The organism is Shewanella sp. 10B, from assembly GCF_023475885.1.
GTDB lineage: Bacteria > Pseudomonadota > Gammaproteobacteria > Enterobacterales > Shewanellaceae > Shewanella > Shewanella mangrovisoli.
In genome coordinates, this window is record NZ_JAMDJO010000001.1 from 972022 (window position 1) to 990908 (window position 18887).

Consider the following 18887-nt stretch of genomic DNA (forward strand, 5'->3'; position numbering starts at 1 on the left):
GATAACACTCGGCTTTTTTATTGATTCATTATACTCATCCTGCCTGATGGAGGACCTAAAATAGGGCTAACCTCTGGCGTACTGGCGTAAAAACTTAGGCACCTCGGCCTTTGTCTTAGCCATAATTTTCTGCATCAGGCTAAAGGGTGGCTCAGTAATCGCATACCCTTGTTTAAGATCGGCCAGCATGCGCAGCCATAAATGTCCGGTCATTTCTGCATCTGCCAAGGCGCGGTGATAAGTACCATTGGTCGGCAGCTGTTTGTGGCGAACTAAGGTCGCGAGTTGATGATTAATGGCCTCAGGATATAAGCGCCTTGCCAGCAGTAACGAGCAACCAAATTGGCCGGGATATTGATGGCCTATCTGGGAAAATTCGGCATCGAGAAAGCGTTGATCGAAGGTGGCATTGTGGGCAACTAAATGATGTTTACCGATAAACTCAGCAAAACGGGCCATGACTTCTGCACAGGGCGCCGCATGGGCGAGCATTTGATTGCTGATCCCTGTGTAATCTTCAATAAAACTGTTTATCCGAAACCCCGGATTCATTAACTCAGAAAAGCGCGCGGTAATTTGCCCTTGCTCAATTAATACTGCGCCAATTTCAATGGCACGAGCCCCTTGATTGGGCGAAAGCCCAGAAGTTTCAAAATCGAGTACGACCACAGTATTGGCGGGCGAATAGGTTGGCGTTTTAGACATAGGCTCCACACATATCAACGTAAGTCGCAGAGGACATTCATACGTTGGCATTGTAACAGAGTCATGGCGCGAGTTCGCACGGTTTTATCCATCAACAGCAAAAGAATACTGCTATTCACTGGTGCTAACCTATTGTTAATTAAGTGTACTCTAAGGTTCATTACCGTTGATTAGGGCCTTAGCTGTTCAACCATAGCGACAAATTGGCTGACACCATTGCCGACATCGGCAAGGCCGGCGGCGACATGATTGATACTGTCCTCCCCATGCAATGCCACATTGGTGATGTTGCTCAGTTGATGATCGATGTTTTTGATAAGGTCGGTATTTTGCTGAACCACATTCGCGATTTCGCTGGTCGCCGTGGAGGTGCGTGAGGCTAACTTCCTGACCTCATCGGCTACGACAGCAAAACCTCGACCCAAATCGCCCGCTCTTGCCGCCTCAATCGCCGCATTAAGGGCGAGTAAATTGGTTTGTTCTGCAATGCCACGGATGGTGATCACTATGTCGTTGATATTTTTTGATTGTACGAGTAGCTCACCACCAATATTCGAGGCGTTTTTAACTTGCTCGGCAATTTGATGCGAAGTACAGACGGCTTCGTTCAGCACTTGCACTGCATTTGTGGTGATTTGTGAGGTTTGCTCTGACGTGGCCGCTGCCATGTCCACCGCTTGCAGGGCGGTATTGACCCTATTGGAGATATCCGAAGCAAACTTTACGATCTTATACACTTTGTTTGATGCATCCCGAATCGGATTGTAGGTGGCTTCAAGCCAAATCACATTGTTATGTGCATCGATGCGTTTAAAGCGTCCGGTGAAATGTTCGCCTGCGGCAAGTCGTTTCCAAAAGTCGGGTCTAATACGGTAAAACTCGTTGTCGCAGAACATCTTATGGTGCTTACCTTGGATTTCATCTAAACGGTAATGCATGATATCCAAGAAGTTTTGATTCGCGGTGATCACTGTGCCATCGGGTAAAAACTCAATAACGGCTTGGGAGCGATCGAGGGCATCGAGAATGGCATTCTTAGCAATGAGGTTAAGTTGTGACGCCGTAACATCATTGGCGATTTTGATGATTTTCACGACGTCACCCGCACTGTTTTTTACGGGGAAATAACTGGCCTCGACATAAACTGGGATGTGGTTTTTCTTTAAACGTTGGAATGTCCCCGTAAACGCATTGCCTGCAGCAAGTTCCTGCCAAAACTTTTGATATTCCTGCGAGCCTGAGTATTGTGCCGTACAAAACATTCTATGGTGTTTACCAAGGATTTCATTGGCACTGTAACCCATTACATCTAAGAAAATATCATTGGCTTCAATGATTTCACCCTTAGGTGTGAAACAAATATAGGCGGTATAGGCACGAATCGCCGCCAGTTCATTCTCAAGCGTTTCGGCTGCTGTAAAACCTGATGAATGGCTGTTCGCATCCCTGTTATTTGATTTAACTTTCCACCAAAACATAATGTCATTCCTTTATTAATCATTTGGTTATTAACAAGAAAGCATCACAACGGCACTGTGCTATCTGCTTATACACCACAGGTTCATCAAACCTATATGTAGGAGTGAGGTTTAGACGCGTCGTCGAATTAACCTATTATTAACATATAGTATGGTGTTCTTTATATCCATCTGATATTCACTATATTTTTAGCTGATTGTTTAGTGTGCTATTTAGTCGCTCCGAATTGGCTTTCAACAAAAGCCTAGTCTGTCATGCTCCTATTTGCCGAGTTTATAAGCAAAAAATCTACCCATAACCGACAAAGAGAAACAAACTGTGCCTTGATTGGATAGCTTCTTACGCTTTGTGGCTAACTAAGTGATGTTATTTTGTGCAGTAAAGGGCTGCGGTTCAACGCTAAGGTAAAGCATTTTTATCGATAGATGATTAACGCAATATTGATAGGCCTTATCGGCTAATAGGGCGGTTGTGAGTGAATCATTAATGATTGCAATGGGTTACGTGTTTACTCGGTTTAGGGCTACTTATGCTAAGCACCTGACTGCGCCAGAATAAAGAGATCCGTTGTAGCCGTTGTTCCCTCAGGTGTTGGAAAGAGCTGGCGCTTGACATCTCGTATCTGAAAACCATTGGCTGCAAGTTGTTGTTCAATAAAATCATATCGATGGTAATGCACATAGACACTGTCGCCAGTGCTACCAGTTTGTAAACCAGACTGGCTATCTTCACCTTCCATGGTGCTCAGATACACTATGCCCTGCGGCGCAATCAGAGCGCGAAGATGCGCAAAAAACGCGACCAGATCCGTTTGGGATAAGAAAGGCAGTGCAAAGCCGCAGGCGATAAGATCAAACGGCGGCATTTTTCGGTCAATAAGCTTATGAAGATGACGGCAGTCCATGAGCTCAAAGTGACCCGAGGGGACATTTTGTTTCGCGAGCGCAATCATTTGCGGGGCGAGGTCGATACCAAAAACCGTTAATTTAGGTTCCTTCGCAACCAGATAGCGGCTGATACTGCCCGGCCCACAACTGATATCGAGTAGGCGACTGTCTGCGGTGAGATAGCTCAGGAGGCAATCATAGGTTTGGGTGTACGGGGTAAATTCCAGATATTTGTCCTGATACTGTTTGGCATATTTATCAAAGGTCGCCACTGTGATTTGATAGTTATCTTTTATTTGCGCCTTCAAAGCTTGCTTCCTTTATCAGTGACCAAAGATTTAGGTGATAACCAGTCTAGTACAATGCATTTCAGCCCAACAAAGTGAGACTAGACGGGATAATCCAAATCGAGCTTGATATTGAGCCCTAATTGATAGGCGTGGTTTTGCATCAGCCTCGTCATTAACGCGGTATCCGTCAGTTGCGACAAGGTGATGGGGCGAGCTTCCCATCGCGGCGCGTGACCAGCATAGTTGCAATGGGCAAGGTATAAGCGGTGCTGACTCTGATACAGGGTAAAAAAACGCATATCACAGTTTGCTGCAACGGTTAAATAAGGTTCAAAATCAAGCTCGTATACTTGCATTGCCTCAAATTCAGACCAACGAATATAACGTGAGCATTCGTAGCATTGTGCGGGTAATTGCGCCTCAGCTTTAATGCCATCAAATAAATTGATGACATCTTGCATCTGATGCAGTTTGATCATGGCTTGTTCAGTCAATCTTAAGATCCTTTTACTTGTTGATTCTTCATGTTACTCAATAAGTTAACTATTCATTGGTCATCGCGTTACCGTGCCAGAGCCTATCGGCTAAACCTGAGGCTCGCTGGGTAGCTTGCTGGCTTGCGCGCTCGAAAACTTGCTGTGTGCCTAAACAGCTAAAGTGTTGTTTTGCACGGGTAATAGCGGTGTAGACCAGCTCCTTGGTGAGCAATTGCCATTGTACTAGGCTCGGATTGGGCGGAAGTACAAGGGCGACGCGATTAAATTCACTGCCCTGACTTTTATGTACCGTCATGGCGTAGCAGGTTTCATGGCTAGGCAGCCTTGCAGGGAGCACTTTAAGCAGTTTGCCATCGGCTTTGATAAAGTGGGCCATCAGTCGCTCTGGTCTGTCTTCATCCTGCAAAATCAAACCAATATCACCGTTAAACAGGCCCAAGTTATAGTCGTTGCTTTGGATAATAATCGGTCTGCCGAGGTAAAACTCTTGCAGCGGATGGATCAGCTTGGCCTGAGACAGCGCTTTAGTCACAGCTTGATTGATACCTTCGACACCATAATCGCCACTGCGCATGGCGCATAGGATGCGATACTGGTTAAAGCGGGCAATGGCTTCGATGGCGCTTGGCACACTGCTTGGATCTGAAATTTGCAGCGGACGTAAATACTCTGCGTATTGCTCACAGGCCTGTGTTAGCAGGGCATGAAGGCCGCTGTTGTTTGCAGGCTCGCTGATTTTTGCTTGGGTCTGGCTCAGATCCATACTGTGTTCTAACCAACTAAGCTCGGCCAGTCCCCGTTGCCATACGGCCAAAATCCCCGCCAGATCGGAGCGATTTACCGCACTGGCTAACAGGCCAATGCCCGCATCGCCCTTAAATCTGTGGCTGTGGGTCAACATACACAAACTGTCGCCAATCTTTGGCTCGCGGTGAATATAGGCGCGTAAGTCAAAGCCGGTGAGCTTGCTCAATTGTTCGGCCTGAGCTTGGCTATAACGCATTCGCCATTCAGAGTGTTGCTCCGACTCGTATTTTAGGCCTGCGCAAATATCGGCTAGCACGGCGCCTGCTTCAACCGAGGCCAGTTGGTCCTGATCCCCAAGCAGGATCAAACCCGCCTGTTCGGGGAGGGCCGTGAGCAGCTTATACATCATAGGCAAATCGACCATTGAGGCTTCATCGACAATCAAGAGATCTAGCCGCAGGGGATTGCCCTGATGGTGACGAAACTGCGCCGAATTGGGAATTACACCCAGCAGACGATGTAAGGTTGATGCCTCTTCCGGCACTTGCTTGAGCGCGGCTAACAGCGCTTGAGTTTCGTGACTTTGTTCTTGTTTATTTGTCGCTTGAGCCTGTTTGAGCTCCTGCTCGAGTCTTGCTTTCGAGGCCTTTATCGATTCACTTAAACGGGCGGCGGCCTTACCTGTCGGGGCGACGAGTCTTATCTGTTTTGGTGAGCCTAATTGCTGTAACAACAGTAACTTAGTCACTGTGGTGGTTTTGCCTGTGCCAGGGCCTCCGGTGATCACCGCAAGCTTCTTGCCGAGCGCCGTTGCCGTCGCCACCTTTTGCCAGTCGATATGAGGCTCAAGGGCTGGTGTTGCATGGGAAGATGCTGCATTTGGAAATAAGTAATCGAGCTGCCTGCGTAGCGGCGCGTCTGAATATTTATCCGTGGTGTTGACGGGCTGACTCGAAGATAGCCTCGTCAGGGCGTTGGCCACCTCAGTTTCGAAATGATGATAACGCTCAAGATAGAGTCGACCGCCATCAAAAATCAGTGGCTTATTGCTGTGAGGTTCACCAACGGCCTCAAAATTTTGTAGCCTTGCAATCAGCTCTGGCAGGCTCAAACGGATCTGGCAGTGATTAACCGGCTCCGCCATCGGATTCATTGGCACTATATGTTCGAGCACTAGGCAGGTATGTTGGGCCGAGAGCTGTTGACTTAACAGGGCGCACAGCAGCATAAACAGCGGCTCTTGGGCATCATTAGGATGAAGCCTTGCCATCTCGAGGGCAAAATGGCGGTCGAGCGGGGTGATCAGCCGCTCCTTTTCCCAGTATTTGAGCAGCTCTGTGAGTGGCGCCTTGAGTCTGAGTGCGCCAGCTTCAACCCATTGGGTTGATTCTTTTGGGGGAGTCAGTTCGGTGCTGTGGTTCATGCCATTGCTCCCGTATCCTGTTGGTTCACTGTGCTTGTCTCTAGGCTGCGCTGAAACAACGCATCTAAGGCCAAAATAAGCGCCTTGGGCGGTTTATCATAATAAATACCAAAGCCAGGATATTGCACCGACATTCCCCGTAAAAACAAATAATAACAACCGCCAATATGGGTATCGTAATCATAATTGGGCAAGCGCATCGCTAAATAGCGGTGCAGCGCAAGGGAGTAGAGAATATATTGCAAATCATACCTATGATCGCCAATCGCCTGTTTTAGCGCACTATGATGATAGGCTTGAATATTATCCCCCAGATGGTTCGACTTATAGTCGGCAATGTAAAACTTGCCTTGATATTCAAAGGTTAAGTCGATAAACCCCTTAAGCATGCCCTGTAATTCATCAAACTGCAGCTCGGTATCGTAGCCAAATTGCCCAAGGAGTTGATTAAGCTCAGTATCCTTTAAGCGATTCAGAGGTAGGTAAAACTCCATCTCGACTAAGGTGTGCTGCGGCGCGAGTGCGGCTAAACACAGCTCGGGATTAATAAGCTGATTATCCTGCGCCATTAATGCCAGTGGTGCTTGTAATACCTCAAGGTACCAATCCTCTAATACGGGTTGCCATTCGGGGGCAATGCCGTATTGCAACATGGCCTTAGGTAGCTCTCGAGGTAAGTCGATTTGAGCTTGGGTAAAATCAATTAACTCAAGCACTAAGTGCATAAAGCTACCCGCGTTGGCGCCGCGCTCAAAACTAAAGCGATTGAGCAGAGGTTGTGCTTGCGGTTCAACTCCTTGCCACAAGGGGTCAATAGCGCTGTTTGTGGTATCGGTCCCCAATACGGCATTGACCTCATCATCGGCGCCTGGAGTGGCTTTAGCGTGGGGCGCATTTTTAACTAAGCCAGAATAACTGCCGACGCGCCATGGAGTGCGATACTGACGGCTGACCTTGCGGGCACTCAAGGTATGAGAATCACTTCCCCCCGTATGCAGTTTGTTAGCCGCAATGTCGTCGGCCACCACTTCAATGCTGATCGCAGGTTGACTCGCCTCGAGACCCGCGACCAGTGCCTTGGCGGCATGTTGTAGGCGTGAAAAATCACAATCAGTGTCAGTGATCCCAAGCAGATAACCTATGGCGGTTTCATGCAGCTGGCTTTTAAGCCCCGCCTTTAACATGCGGCTATGGTTGGCGATGTACAAATAACACAGGTACACGGGGCGGGTGAGCGCCACATAGAGCAGACGCAGATCTTCGGCTAAGGTTTCCTGTTTTGCCTGTTCCCAACCTTCATCCGTGCCTTCTAAATCCCATACCAGCTCCTGCGCGCCATCGGCATTGGTTCTGTGGTAGAGCATGGGCGTCGGGCGGCGGCGATTGTCCCGCGCAAGGCTGACAAAGGGCACAAAGCACACTGGGTATTCCAGCCCCTTACTCTTATGGATGGTGACGATTTGCACTAAGTTTTGCTCGCTTTCAAGGCGCAGCTGCTGTTCATCTGTCCCTGTGTTATCAATCAGTTGTTGCTCATACCAGTTGAGCAGGGCACTGATCCCATCGATTTCAGTCGCCTTTTGCTGTAACAGCTCGGCTAAGTGGCGAAAATCCGTGAGTCGACGTTCGCCATTGCTCGCCTCAAGATGAGCGGCAGCATCTTGCTCCGCTTGGTCAATGCTTGTCGGAACAGGGGAATGCAGCAGACGCGCAACCATCTGGGTGGCATTGGCTAGGCTGAGCAGCGCCGGCATAATGCCGCGTTTTTGCCAGATCTGGTGCAGCTCAAAAAACTGCTCTAGCAGTTTTTGGCGCTGCTCTTCATCTTGGTTAAAGGCATGGATTTGCTCGGCGCGATAACCAAGCAGGGCGGTCGCAAGGGCGCTACGCAGGGCACGCTCGTCCTTGGGACTGGCCAAGGCGCGCAGAATGAGCGCCATTTCCCGCGCTTCGACGGTTTCAAATACGCTGTCGCGACTTAAAAAGACGGCGCCAATCTGGCGCTTGCTCAGCGCGGTTTTCATCACGGCCGCTTCGTTTCTATCACGCACTAAGATGGCGATATCTTTAGCAATTAATGGCCCTTTGGGCGTACGGCATTGACCATTGGCGGCCTGCGTCAGCAAACGGGTTATTTCGGCGGCGGTGTCTTCGGCCAAGGTTTGCCGAGCACTGGCCTTATTGAGCCCAGTTTCGCCTTCACTCAAGAGTTTTAACCGCAGTGCGGCACTATTGGGCGCATGCTCAACGAGTTGTTTGGCCGCCGCACTGGCTGGCGTCTTTACTGGATCGAAGGGAATCGATTGGCTGATAAAAGGATCCGAATGCTGGGCAAATAAATGATTTACTCCGGCCACCAGATTGCGACTCGAGCGATAGTTAGTATCGAGGAAATAGTGCGCCTCGGTTTGTCTGCGCGCCTCGATATAAGTGTAAATATCGGCGCCGCGGAAGGCATAAATCGCCTGTTTAGGGTCACCAATCATCAGCAGGCTTAATTTGCTATCCGTGCGAGGCTTAAGTTCAGCCGCCGTCGAACCTTGAGCTTCAATCCCCAAACGGGTTTGATAAATCCCTGAGAAAATAGCAAATTGCAGTGGATCCGTATCTTGGAACTCATCGATAAGTGCCACGGGGAAGCGATTCGCCACCGCCTTAGGTAAAGTGTCGGGATTGGCCTGCATCGCCGCTGCCAAGGTGGTGAGCAGATCATCGGGTGTCAGCACATTTTTCTGCTGTTTTTGCTTGGCAAAGCGCTCGCTGATCCCTTGTTTGGCGCTGTAAAGAAATGCGGGTTTTATCGCGTTAATCAGCGCGGCTAACTGCTCCATATGGTCAAGTAGTGGCGCTTCGCTCGCACTTGGGAGCACGCCGCCTTTATTCAGCTTAAGCTCGGATAGCGATAGGGATTCGAGCACTTTGAGCGGCGGTAAGCCGTGACCAAAGGCTAGGAAGTTATCCAGCTGGTCGAACATTTCAGCCAGTTTAGGGTAATTGTCGCTTGCTTTACCAAAACGTTGGCCGTTAAGTGGTAGGCTATGCAGTAACTCTAACAGCGCGTCGCGGCCACGCGGCCAGGCGAGTTTAAAGCGCTGCACACTCTGGCTTAAGGACTCTGCCAAACGAGCAAAGGGCTGCACTGGTTTTAACGGTTTGGCCTCACTGGCACCGAGCAAGGCTCTCAACTGCTTGACTAATCCGTCGGGATCGCCAAATTCGCTGGCAATGATTTGGGCTAAATACTCAGGTAGCGGATAGCAGGCCTCACGCCAAAAGTCCCGCACCGCATGGTGTAAAAATTCGCTGTCGTCTAAGGTGAAATCCGACTCGAACAGCAATGATGATTCGAAGGCGAGATCGGCCAAGATCCGCTGGCAAAAACCGTGAATGGTAAAAATCGCCGCTTCGTCGAGGGATTTGAGCGCCAAGTCGAAGCGTCTCAGGGCGATAGCGCGCTCGGCTTCAGGGGTCTTATCGTACAGCGCCTGCACAAAAGGGTCGCTAATCTCTAAGCCTAAGAAACACTTAAAGGCCACCTGAATGCGGCGGCGAATCCTGTCCCTCAGCTCCTCGGTGGCGGCATTGGTAAAGGTCACGACCAGAACTTGTTCACAATTGAGCGGTTCGCCTAAGCCATCCCCAAGCAGTAATCGCAGATACAGACCTGAAATGGTGTAGGTTTTACCCGTGCCCGCACTGGCCTCGATTAAGCGACTGCCGCCAAATGGCAGGGTGAGCGGATCTAACGGCAAAGCGGGTGATACCTTAGTCATCAGTGCGCTCCCTCTGTGGCGGTTGGGGCTTCATTCAGGGCAAATTCCTCGAGTTGGGCGAGGGTATCCTTATGGTACAGGCTAAGCATTGGCCGATAGATGTCATCGGCGAGCTTGCCAAAATGTGCCTCGGTAAAGTCGTCGGGAAAATGAAACAGCCGCTGATAATGGGGATCTGTGCCTTCGCCAAGTTCACCTTGCTCGTCCAGCCATTCGCTCTGCGCCGCTTCGAGCCGTGCTTTGTGCGGGTCTTTGCTTGGGTGCGAGTCTTCCGCTTCATGCGCCTCAGCGCTGGCATAGGCGAGGGAGGTTCTTGGCATAAAACACAGGGGATGAATTTGGCCCTGATAAAAATATTGTAATAAGTTGGCGAGCTTCGCATGGGCAAGCGCTGGCGTAATGGGCGCGAGGGCATGAAAATGCCCCATATCCAGCAGATAGCTAGGTTGTAGGTCGCTAGGTTGAGCCACTCCTGCGGCCATTAAACATAAATGACGCAGATACAGAGCTAAAATGTCCCGCCCATGGGCACTGCCTGGGCGGCAAGTGACCAATCCCTTAGGGCTGATATCATCGATACGGCCTTCGAGGATCACCCGCTTGGTTTTTAACTGAGTCCCTACGCTCTGAGCGTGTGGCAACTCAAAGCTGAGCCGAATATCGGCATGGCGGGGAGCTACATCGCCGCGCATAAACAGGGTTCTACCGATCAGCGGCGCGATATCATGGCTGTATTGACGCAGCAGCAGATCATCAAAGGGCTGCATCGGCAAATTACCACTGGCCTTAAGGCGTTGTAACAGTTCAGTGCTGGGCTCGTTTTGCCCCTGCTCGAGCGCATCGCCAAGGAGCTGAGCCTGTAATAAATAACGTTCTAACGCATTAAGACTAAAGGGCTCATCGTTATCATCCGCTTGAATATTCAGGTTTAAATCGACTTTCAGGGTACGATTAAAGAAATACTGCGCGGGATTGCGAAAGAAGCGAATAAAGGCCGAGATATCGACATGCTCAGCTTCGCCAAGGGGCTCAATATCCTGTTGGGTCTCACTGTCACCAATTGCGCCATCTTCGAGCACTATCTGGGTATGGGCTTCGATAAATCGACCATGCTGCAACTGACTATTGCTATCGGGCGGACACCATTGCTGGCTATAACTCTGTTTTATCCCTTGGGAGGCGGGGGCTTGCGCCAGTGCTGCTTGATAGAGTTTAGGGTCAAATGGTTGCAGCGGCTGATGGCTCACAATAGCCTCAAGTAATGCCTGCTGGGCATCTTCGTTACTGACATTAGTAGCTGCTTCTGCCGCAAGGGATTCAGGCAGATAACACAACTGACAATATTCAATCAGCTCGGAGACCAGCATAGATGGAATACGCTCCGAGTTATCCCGTTCGCTACGGCCAATATAGCTGATATACAGCTGCTCCCGAGCCGAGAGTAACGCCTCTAAAAACAGGTATCTATCATCTAATCTGCGGGAGCGATCGCCTTTGCGCGCACCAAAATGGGCCATCAGATCAAAGCCCACTGGATGTTGCACCCTAGGATAGACACCATCATTCATACCCAGTAGGCACACGACCTTGAAGGGAATCGAGCGCATTGGCATTAAGGTACAAAAATTCACGCTGCCCGCGAGGTATCGTTGGCCGACACGTGACTCGGTTAAGCGTTGATTAAACCAGAGCGCCAGCACTTCGATGCTTAAATCTAAGTCGTTGGCCTGTGCCCCCATATCGGCAGGGCTTGCGGCAAGCAGCTCTTGCTCTAAAACGGCAATCGCATCGCGAATTTCCTGCAATTGCTCACGCTCATCCTCATCGGGGGCGTAAAAGGCATTTAACAGTTCGGTGAGTTCGAGTAATCGCAATGAGGGCGCTTGCGTCTTGGCTAATACTTGGGTGGTTTCATCGAGGACTTCAATAAAGTTCAACAGTTTGCCAAGGGCCTGCGCCGATTGGCCCTCAACCCCTGCAACGGTTAAATAGTGCGTTCCCTGCGGGGATGATTGATACAACGGCGCATCGTCCCGTAAGGCATAGCCTAAGATTAAGCGTTTGATCCCAAGGGCCCAGGAATTTTGCTCGAAGGCGGGCACGCCCTGTTTAAGGCGGCTCTGTTCATCGCGGCCCCAACGCACGCCGGCTTCATCTAACCAGCGGCGAATGAGTGGCAGCTCGTCTTCTTCGAGCTGAAAACGTCGCAAAATGGCTGGCACTTCGAGAATGCTTAAAATATCGGTCAGTCCGAAGCGGCTCTGATTAATATTGAGTAAATTCAAAAAGCTATTAATGAGTGGCGATTCCTGCGCCGCGCCTCGGTCTGCAATGGCGTAGGGGATATATTCCAGCCCCTGTTTGGCCGCAAACACCGCATCGATATAGGGCGCGTAGGCGGCGACATCCGGCATCATCACCACTATGTCTTTGGGCGTGAGTTGGTTGTCGCTATCCAGCAGATCGAGTAAATGATCGTGCAGGGTTTCGACTTCCCTAAGCGGGCTGTGGCAACTCTTGATTTGAATCGAATCATCGTCGGCAGTTAATACCCGGCGATTCGCAACCTCTTGATATAGCTCAGCATCCGGCCCGAGTACCCTATCGAGCGTCTGCATTTCTAAGATATCGTATTGCACCCCGGCCAGCATACTGGCGTTGGCGTGGGGATCGTTAGGATCGCCGCAGGGCTCGCAGTACACATCGTCCCCGAAGTCACAGTGTTCTGGTGGCAGTTCGAGCAGCATATCGAGTAATTCGCGGCCCATCTTGCCATTGTTGGCGAGCAGGGGATTGCCGACTTCGAGTTTATCTTCCCATTGTTCGGCTAATTGGCGTTTTCCGGCATATTGCAATGCCATTCGCGCCCGATGGCGTGGGTCGATAATGTCGCCCCAATAATGCTGACAGGGGCTCAGGCTTAAGATAATCACATCGATGCGGCTCGCGAGCTGGTGGAGCACATCGATGGTTTGGGGCGCCATGGAGGAGATCCCAAACACAAATAAACGCTGCGGCAATTTTGCGAGTGAATTTGCGCTATCGCCCAATGCGGCAATTAAATCCTGATGTAGATTGGCCCTGTGGTAGTGGCTTTGACGCAGCTCATCGCGGTTGTAGGCAATCAGTGCGCGCCAGAGGATGGGTTGCCAGCCTTGCTCCTCATTCAATTTGAGCGATTCGAGCGGTTCATTGGCTTCCCATGCGGCAATCCAGTCGGGGCGGTAAACCAAATATTGGTCGAAGATATCGGCGATACGGCCGCAAAGTTGGTAAAGCTTAATATCATCGGCGCTTATGGCGCCAAGCTGATGGTTGCTATTGAGGTCAGCCGCGCTCGATTCCATATTGTCTAAGGTATGGCCCAGATAATGGCGCAGTGGCCCAAAGGAAGGTTCATCCAGTAGCTGAGGCAGTAGCTGCATCAGCTTCCAGGTCATTGCCGCCTTAGTGAAGGCGTTTTCCTTGGGGACATTGGGGAGTAAATCGTGGCACAGTTGCCAAATAAAGCTTGAAGGTAGCGGGAATTCCAGCGCGGCGGCGATGCCATTTTGTTTTGCAATTTCAAGGCGTAACCAAGTCGACATCCCAGGGCTTTGCACCAAAATATGCTCACTTTGCAATAACGCCACGCCGGGTAGCGGCTGGCGCAAATACGCGGCAAGATGGGCACAGAGCACTTCCATTTGATTGGATTGGATTAACTTCAGCATATTCGACTCACGATTTGGGATTGCTGTTATGCATAGCAAAGTGGCTTGGCAATTCTATGTGACTGATTTATAAGATTCAACAATCTTGTCCGCCTGCGGTTTATCCCGCCTATTTTAACTGTTTACCCGGGCCAAATAGTCGCCAGTTTAGGGCTTTAGCGGCGCTATTAAAGCGCTTTAGCGCCGCTTGATAGTCACCGTCCGCAAGCTGTTGGTATTTCAGCGCGACATAGCTTTGGGTCAGGGTGTCAAACTCACGGCAAAACTCTGGTGATTGCTGCTGGTGCGTGTCAATAAGCTGCGCGGCAAAGGCATTCGGGCCAAGGTGGGCTGGGCGGGTGATGCCAAATTTACTGAGGCGCTGACAAATGCGCTGGTACTTAGCGCTGATAGGATCCTGCTCCCGTTTAAAGCGAAACAGCCCTACACTGTAGGCGATATAGAGGCCGATAAGGCTAATACAGACACTCATAAACACCGCCACCTTGGTTTTAGTAACATCCCCTAAAATGCCGCTTAACACTTTGTTTTGCCGCTCCTGATTGAAACCGAGCACCCAGAGACTCCAGTAATAATCTAGGCTGGCAAAGCGCTGCCTTAACTCATTGAGCCAAGGCATGGTTTTAAAGCGCAAACTGCTAAAGGGGCTTTCTTGCAGGTAGCTTTGCTCGGGGGAGAACTCGGCATCGAAGCCTTGTTCGATACGGTTAGGGGCGACCATGGCCGTTGGATCGAATCGTACCCAACCTTCATTCTCGAGCCAGACTTCTGCCCAAGCGTGGGCCATATATTGATACACGCTCAGGTAATCGGCCTGCGGGTTGTATTCGCCCCCTTGATAGCCCGTGACCATACGCGCGGGTAAGCCAGTGGCCCGCGCCATAAAGATAAAGGCGGAGGCGTAATGGGCGCAAAATCCGGCTTTATTTTCAAACAGAAAATCATCAACTTGCTCCGGGCCAATGGGCGGCGGGGTGAGGGTGTAAAAAAACGGTTCGCGATTAAAATAACCCATCATGGCGAGCAGACGCTGCTTTGGCTCGGGATAGTTGGCCTTAAACTCGGCGGCGAGCGCCAAAGTTTTGGGGTTAGTGTCTTCGGGCAGTTTCAGGTTTATTTGCCGCTGTTTGGCACTTAGCTTGAGATCCATTTGGGCCTGAGGAAACGAACGGGCGCTGTAGCCCATGCGTTGATCGACATTACGTAGGGAATAGAGCCGATAATCGGGGAGATTGATGACCTTTTTATCTTGGCTGTAGGCCACATCGAGCCCGAATAACCAAGGCTGGTGGCTAGGTTCAACAATCACTTGATAGTCGTATCGCTGCGGCGCATTGCTGCCTGTATCATCCGTCATCGCAGTCGGGAGTAGCCGTGCGGGATCTGGCCTTGATGGCGGAAAAAACAGCGCATCCTTTTGAATTTGTTTGATGCCGACATCTTGGCGCCAGGTTTGACCGTCGTAATCTTCCAGCACCAGCACGCGCCAATAGAGTTCGGCTTGGATGGGTCTTGCCTCGGTAAAGCTCGCCCTAAAGGCCAGTGCGGAGGAGCGGGTGAGTTTGCTGATGTCGCTCACGGAAAGGGTATCCGAGAGTCCGGTTTGGGCTTCCTTCATATTCGGGACTAGCCAGAGCGGGGCAAAGCGCGGCAAGACCAAAAACAGCAGCAGCGCCAAAGGTACACTCTGCAGCAATAATTTAGCGCCAATCCAAGCGGTGTGTTGCCAGTTGTGTTTGCTTTGATACAAGGTCACCAGCACGCAGGTATTGATGATAGTGACGCCAATTAAATGCACGGTATTGAGCATGGATTGGTGGTCGATAAAGGTCAGCGCAATTAAAAAGTAGCCCACAATTACCACGGCCCGTACATCTCGGATGCTGCGCATCTCAATGTATTTTAAGGCATATCCTAAAATTAGCAGGTTGACTAAGGCGTTTAATAGCCCAATCTCACCCGATACCAATGCGAGGGTAATCGCGGCGCCAATGGCAAGACTAGTGACTAAGTAGCGTGGTGGTTTTGCCACTTTGCCGACATAGATTCCGACTCGCCACACCAGGCAAATGGCGCAGATCCCAAGGGTCCAAGGTGTCGTCTTTTCGAATAAGGGGCTGAGTACTGCAATATTGGTGAGCAGCAGCCAAAATAGTGTTTGGCGGCTGATATTATCCCCCGTCTGCGGCCCATTGGCATGGTAGGTTGTCAGCTTGTGAGAATTAGCCTTGTGATGCGTCGAAGTTTGCGTTGTCATCGCCGCGGCTCCATTTTTGCCGCATGAACGCCTTGCCCATGGGGAGGAAGCGGGCGCTTATGGCTAACGCCTTGGTTATTCACCAATTTATCGGTTTTATCCAGCGTGCTGATATCTTGTCCGTAGAGTGCGAGCGCCCTTTGGCAGGCGATGCGATGGGCATTGCCCGTATCGGGTGTGAGGACCAGATCTTCCGCCCCGACACGTTGCAGCCACAGACCAAAATATTGCTCCTGTTGACTCAAATGGTTAACTTGCCAACTAAGCTGACCTAATTGCTGTTCAAGCTGTGCGGGATCGGGGACTAAGGTTAACCATACAGGATCGCCCTGAGGCTGCTCGAACTCCTTGGTTAACATGCCGCGCCCTTGGGCCCATTGTTTCCATGCCACTTGTTTGAGGGATTCTCCGAGCACATGGGGCTTAAGCCCTTTGTATTCATCGATGCCGGCAATGTATTTTCCCGCTCTTTCTAACCGTTCGTCTTCACCAGATTCGGTGGCCGCTTTTAGTTGCAAAGGGCTTTCAATCGGGTGGGCGTAGACGATGTGCGCATTATCGAGATCAATATGGGACCAAGCGCGGCAAAGCCCTAAGGGATAAAAGGATTCAATCTTAAGTCGGCCAGGCGATACTAGGCCGCGGCGATCATGGGCAAACGAGACCAAGGCTTGCACCTCATCGGCGCCGACTTGTTTGAGTAAGTACGCTAAATTATTGGGGTAATTTAAGCTGATATTGTGGCTGCTGTGACTTGAGGTGAGCAGGACTGGAAAGGTGATGGTTTCGCCCGCATACACCTCCGGCGCCGTGAGCGCGCGAAGACGCAAACCCGCGAGATTTTTATAGCTGTAGAGGATGCAGGTATTAAATAGGCTGAGTAGCAAAATACTCAGGCCAATCACTAGGTTGTTTTGATAGTTAGTGCCAAACAGATACAGCAGCAGTACCAGAGCAAGCCAGACTAAACCAAAGCCACTGGGCAGAATAAAGATGCTGCGATGGCTGAGGACAAACTCTGAACTGGGCGGCATGCGCCTTGCCAACCAGCGTTGCCAGAAAGTCGTAAATACTCGTTTCATCTAGTCCTCATCATAGTCTGAGCGTCCTTATCGATATGATTAACAAGGCATTACATGATGGGATTGACGCTGGCGAGGATCCGCTCCGAGAGCGCTTCCCCCTGCAATTGGCTGCTGGTGCGCAGTCGATGTTCGGCCACACTGCAAAACACCGCTTGCACATCTTCGGGGACTAAATAGTGTCTTCCCTCTAAAAATGCCCAAGCTTTAGCCGCCTGCAATAGTGCTTTGGTTGCGCGGGGCGACAAGCCGACGGCATCGGTTTGGTTGCGCGAGTCATGCACTAAGGCCAAGACATAATTGAGCAGCGCATCGGACGCCGCGACCTTGTCGCATTGTTCCTGCAACTGGGTTAATGCCAGCGGGGTTAAACATTGGGGTAAATTATCGAGGGTTTGCGGCGTTTGATCGCTTTTCAGCATCGCCAGCTCCGCATCATGGCTAGGATAACCGATGGAAATCCGCATCATAAAGCGGTCGAGTTGGGATTCGGGCAGCGGAAAGGTGCCCGATTGCTCCGTGGGGTTTTGTGTGGCAATCACAAAAAACGGATTGGGTAATCTGTGGGTGATGCCATCGACTGAAATTTGCTGCTCGGCCATTGCCTCGAGCAGGGCGCTCTGAGTCTTAGGGCTGGCGCGGTTAATCTCATCGGCCAGCACCATCTGTTTAAAAATAGGGCCGGGATGAAACACAAATTGCGCTTGGTGTTTATCAAAAATCGATACCCCGAGAATATCGGCGGGCAGCATATCACTGGTAAATTGAATACGTTGATAGCTAAGGCCGAGGCTTTGGGCGAGGGCATGGGACAGGCTGGTTTTGCCCATACCGGGTAAATCTTCAATTAATAGGTGGCCACGGGCGAGAATACAGGCGAGGGCTAAGCGAATTTGCCGTGGCTTGCCTAATAGTACTTGTTCAAGTTGTTGTAATAGTTGGCTTAAACCAGAATGTGCCACGGGAGACTCCTTGTGCATGGATAAGGTCATTCACTCTACCACTATGGCGGAATATGACGCGCTTAGCCAGTCGCTTTTACTGTGAAATCAATAGGCTTAGTGTGATTCTTACCGTCCATAGAGAGGTGAGCCAAGGCATTCCATTATCTTCACACCGTATGATTTGAGGCTGAAAAGCGTTAATTAGAGTAGATAAAACTGTGAACAGGCTAACTCTTGGTTTATTAGTTCTTTTTGCTGCAGTTTATCGGCGAGCCGTGGCATTTGCTCGCCGACGCGCAGCAAGTCCATCCGTGGATGCTCGACCGCCCCGTCCGTGGGGCGGACGGTCGTCTCGCTAATCGCCACAGTTCACCTTGCTTGCATCGGTATGGTCTGTTGGCTTGGATTATAGCGGAGAAACAATCCGACAATGTGCGCTTATTAAATGCTTTATTCAGATGGTTTCTGAAGATCATCTACAAGTTGTTCTGATGATTTATGTTCTAGTGAATCCCGCTTCATTTGAAGCTTGTCGAGCAAGTAGTGGTTCGCTAGATCAAACTCTGCAAATATGGTTCCCCAAGTTTTTACGTACCCTTTTATTCGATCATTCTTGAAGCTGAACACTAATCCAGGTTCATTCTTAGCATCTGCAGTCTCTAAAGCCGAATGGATGTCGAAATCTTTCTCTGATACTTTCCTACCAACCAGAATTATTTCAAATTTCATTTTCTCCATAGAGAAGCCTGAATGCTCAGATATTATTCGAGCATAATCTTTAATTTGCTTAAGATGCTTCTCGTTGAGTGCAACAGCAGGTCTCTTTATTTCGATTATTGTGCACTGGTAAAAAGACTCACCTCTTGAATTAAAACCAATATTTTTTCTCGCTAAAAATAAGTCTACTTGTCGTCTGACACCTTCAATATCTAGCCCATCTTCTGCATCCGATGCTTCTATGTCGCAGTCATCAATTAAATTTATCCCTTTAACGTGCTCCCTCAGTTTAAAGGATATATTTTGAAAATCATCCTCTTCAGCACCTAGCACCGTGTATTTGTTACCGAAAAGCCAAGTGTTACTTTCTATA

General features: G+C 50.1%; 12 protein-coding genes. All 12 read right to left on the bottom strand.

Going from position 1 to position 18887, the window contains the following annotated elements; translation table 11 throughout:
- Positions 1-66: 66 nt before the first annotated feature.
- The 12 genes from M0415_RS04135 to M0415_RS04195 all read right to left on the bottom strand — a co-directional run bounded on the left by M0415_RS04135 (position 67) and on the right by M0415_RS04195 (position 18847).
- The gene (locus M0415_RS04135; protein ID WP_041412652.1) at positions 67-705 is read right to left on the bottom strand and encodes a 3'-5' exonuclease; all 639 of its coding nucleotides are present in this window, start codon (positions 703-705) and stop codon (positions 67-69) included.
- A gap of 170 nt (positions 706-875) precedes the next feature.
- Entirely contained in the window at positions 876-2183 is a 1308-nt protein-coding gene (locus tag M0415_RS21430) for a methyl-accepting chemotaxis protein (RefSeq protein ID WP_283771436.1), read from the bottom strand.
- Between the two features lie 533 nt (positions 2184-2716).
- Positions 2717-3379 (bottom strand): class I SAM-dependent methyltransferase, encoded by a 663-nt coding sequence (locus tag M0415_RS04150; protein ID WP_249555469.1) that lies wholly within the window; start codon positions 3377-3379, stop codon positions 2717-2719.
- 80 nt (positions 3380-3459) lie between these two features.
- Positions 3460-3840 (bottom strand): hypothetical protein, encoded by a 381-nt coding sequence (locus M0415_RS04155; RefSeq protein ID WP_220058148.1) that lies wholly within the window; start codon positions 3838-3840, stop codon positions 3460-3462.
- A gap of 64 nt (positions 3841-3904) precedes the next feature.
- Complete coding sequence (gene recD, locus M0415_RS04160; RefSeq protein WP_249555465.1) at positions 3905-6028, bottom strand: exodeoxyribonuclease V subunit alpha; 2124 nt, start codon at positions 6026-6028, stop codon at positions 3905-3907.
- Positions 6025-9801, bottom strand: a complete 3777-nt coding sequence (gene recB / locus M0415_RS04165) for an exodeoxyribonuclease V subunit beta (RefSeq protein WP_249555463.1) — start codon at positions 9799-9801, stop codon at positions 6025-6027. The genes recD and recB overlap by 4 nt, the downstream gene beginning before the upstream one ends.
- Positions 9801-13514 carry an exodeoxyribonuclease V subunit gamma gene (recC, locus tag M0415_RS04170; RefSeq protein ID WP_249555461.1) on the bottom strand — a complete coding sequence of 1238 codons (3714 nt, stop codon included), beginning with the start codon at positions 13512-13514 and terminating at the stop codon, positions 9801-9803. Before recC ends, recB begins: the two co-directional genes overlap by 1 nt.
- Before the next feature lie 109 nt (positions 13515-13623).
- Positions 13624-15771 carry a transglutaminase TgpA family protein gene (locus M0415_RS04175; protein WP_249555459.1) on the bottom strand — a complete coding sequence of 716 codons (2148 nt, stop codon included), beginning with the start codon at positions 15769-15771 and terminating at the stop codon, positions 13624-13626.
- Positions 15768-16853 carry a DUF58 domain-containing protein gene (locus M0415_RS04180; RefSeq protein WP_249555457.1) on the bottom strand — a complete coding sequence of 362 codons (1086 nt, stop codon included), beginning with the start codon at positions 16851-16853 and terminating at the stop codon, positions 15768-15770. The genes M0415_RS04175 and M0415_RS04180 overlap by 4 nt, the downstream gene beginning before the upstream one ends.
- Before the next feature lie 50 nt (positions 16854-16903).
- Positions 16904-17815: an AAA family ATPase gene (locus M0415_RS04185; RefSeq protein ID WP_041412651.1), complete on the bottom strand. Its 912-nt coding sequence runs from the start codon at positions 17813-17815 to the stop codon at positions 16904-16906.
- A gap of 183 nt (positions 17816-17998) precedes the next feature.
- Positions 17999-18163 (bottom strand): hypothetical protein, encoded by a 165-nt coding sequence (locus M0415_RS04190; RefSeq protein WP_249555455.1) that lies wholly within the window; start codon positions 18161-18163, stop codon positions 17999-18001.
- 84 nt (positions 18164-18247) lie between these two features.
- Complete coding sequence (locus M0415_RS04195) at positions 18248-18847, bottom strand: hypothetical protein (RefSeq protein WP_249555453.1); 600 nt, start codon at positions 18845-18847, stop codon at positions 18248-18250.
- Positions 18848-18887 lie beyond the last annotated feature (40 nt).

Excerpts from the sequence above, each read along its gene's own strand:
- M0415_RS04135 (WP_041412652.1), bottom strand. The coding sequence starts at position 705 with ATGTCTAAAACGCCAACCTATTCGCCCGCCAATACTGTGGTCGTACTC.
- M0415_RS21430 (WP_283771436.1), bottom strand. The coding sequence starts at position 2,183 with ATGTTTTGGTGGAAAGTTAAATCAAATAACAGGGATGCGAACAGCCAT.
- M0415_RS04155 (WP_220058148.1), bottom strand. The coding sequence starts at position 3,840 with ATGATCAAACTGCATCAGATGCAAGATGTCATCAATTTATTTGATGGC.
- recD (WP_249555465.1), bottom strand. The coding sequence starts at position 6,028 with ATGAACCACAGCACCGAACTGACTCCCCCAAAAGAATCAACCCAATGG.
- recB (WP_249555463.1), bottom strand. The coding sequence starts at position 9,801 with ATGACTAAGGTATCACCCGCTTTGCCGTTAGATCCGCTCACCCTGCCA.
- recC (WP_249555461.1), bottom strand. The coding sequence starts at position 13,514 with ATGCTGAAGTTAATCCAATCCAATCAAATGGAAGTGCTCTGTGCCCAT.
- M0415_RS04175 (WP_249555459.1), bottom strand. The coding sequence starts at position 15,771 with ATGACAACGCAAACTTCGACGCATCACAAGGCTAATTCTCACAAGCTG.
- M0415_RS04180 (WP_249555457.1), bottom strand. The coding sequence starts at position 16,853 with ATGAAACGAGTATTTACGACTTTCTGGCAACGCTGGTTGGCAAGGCGC.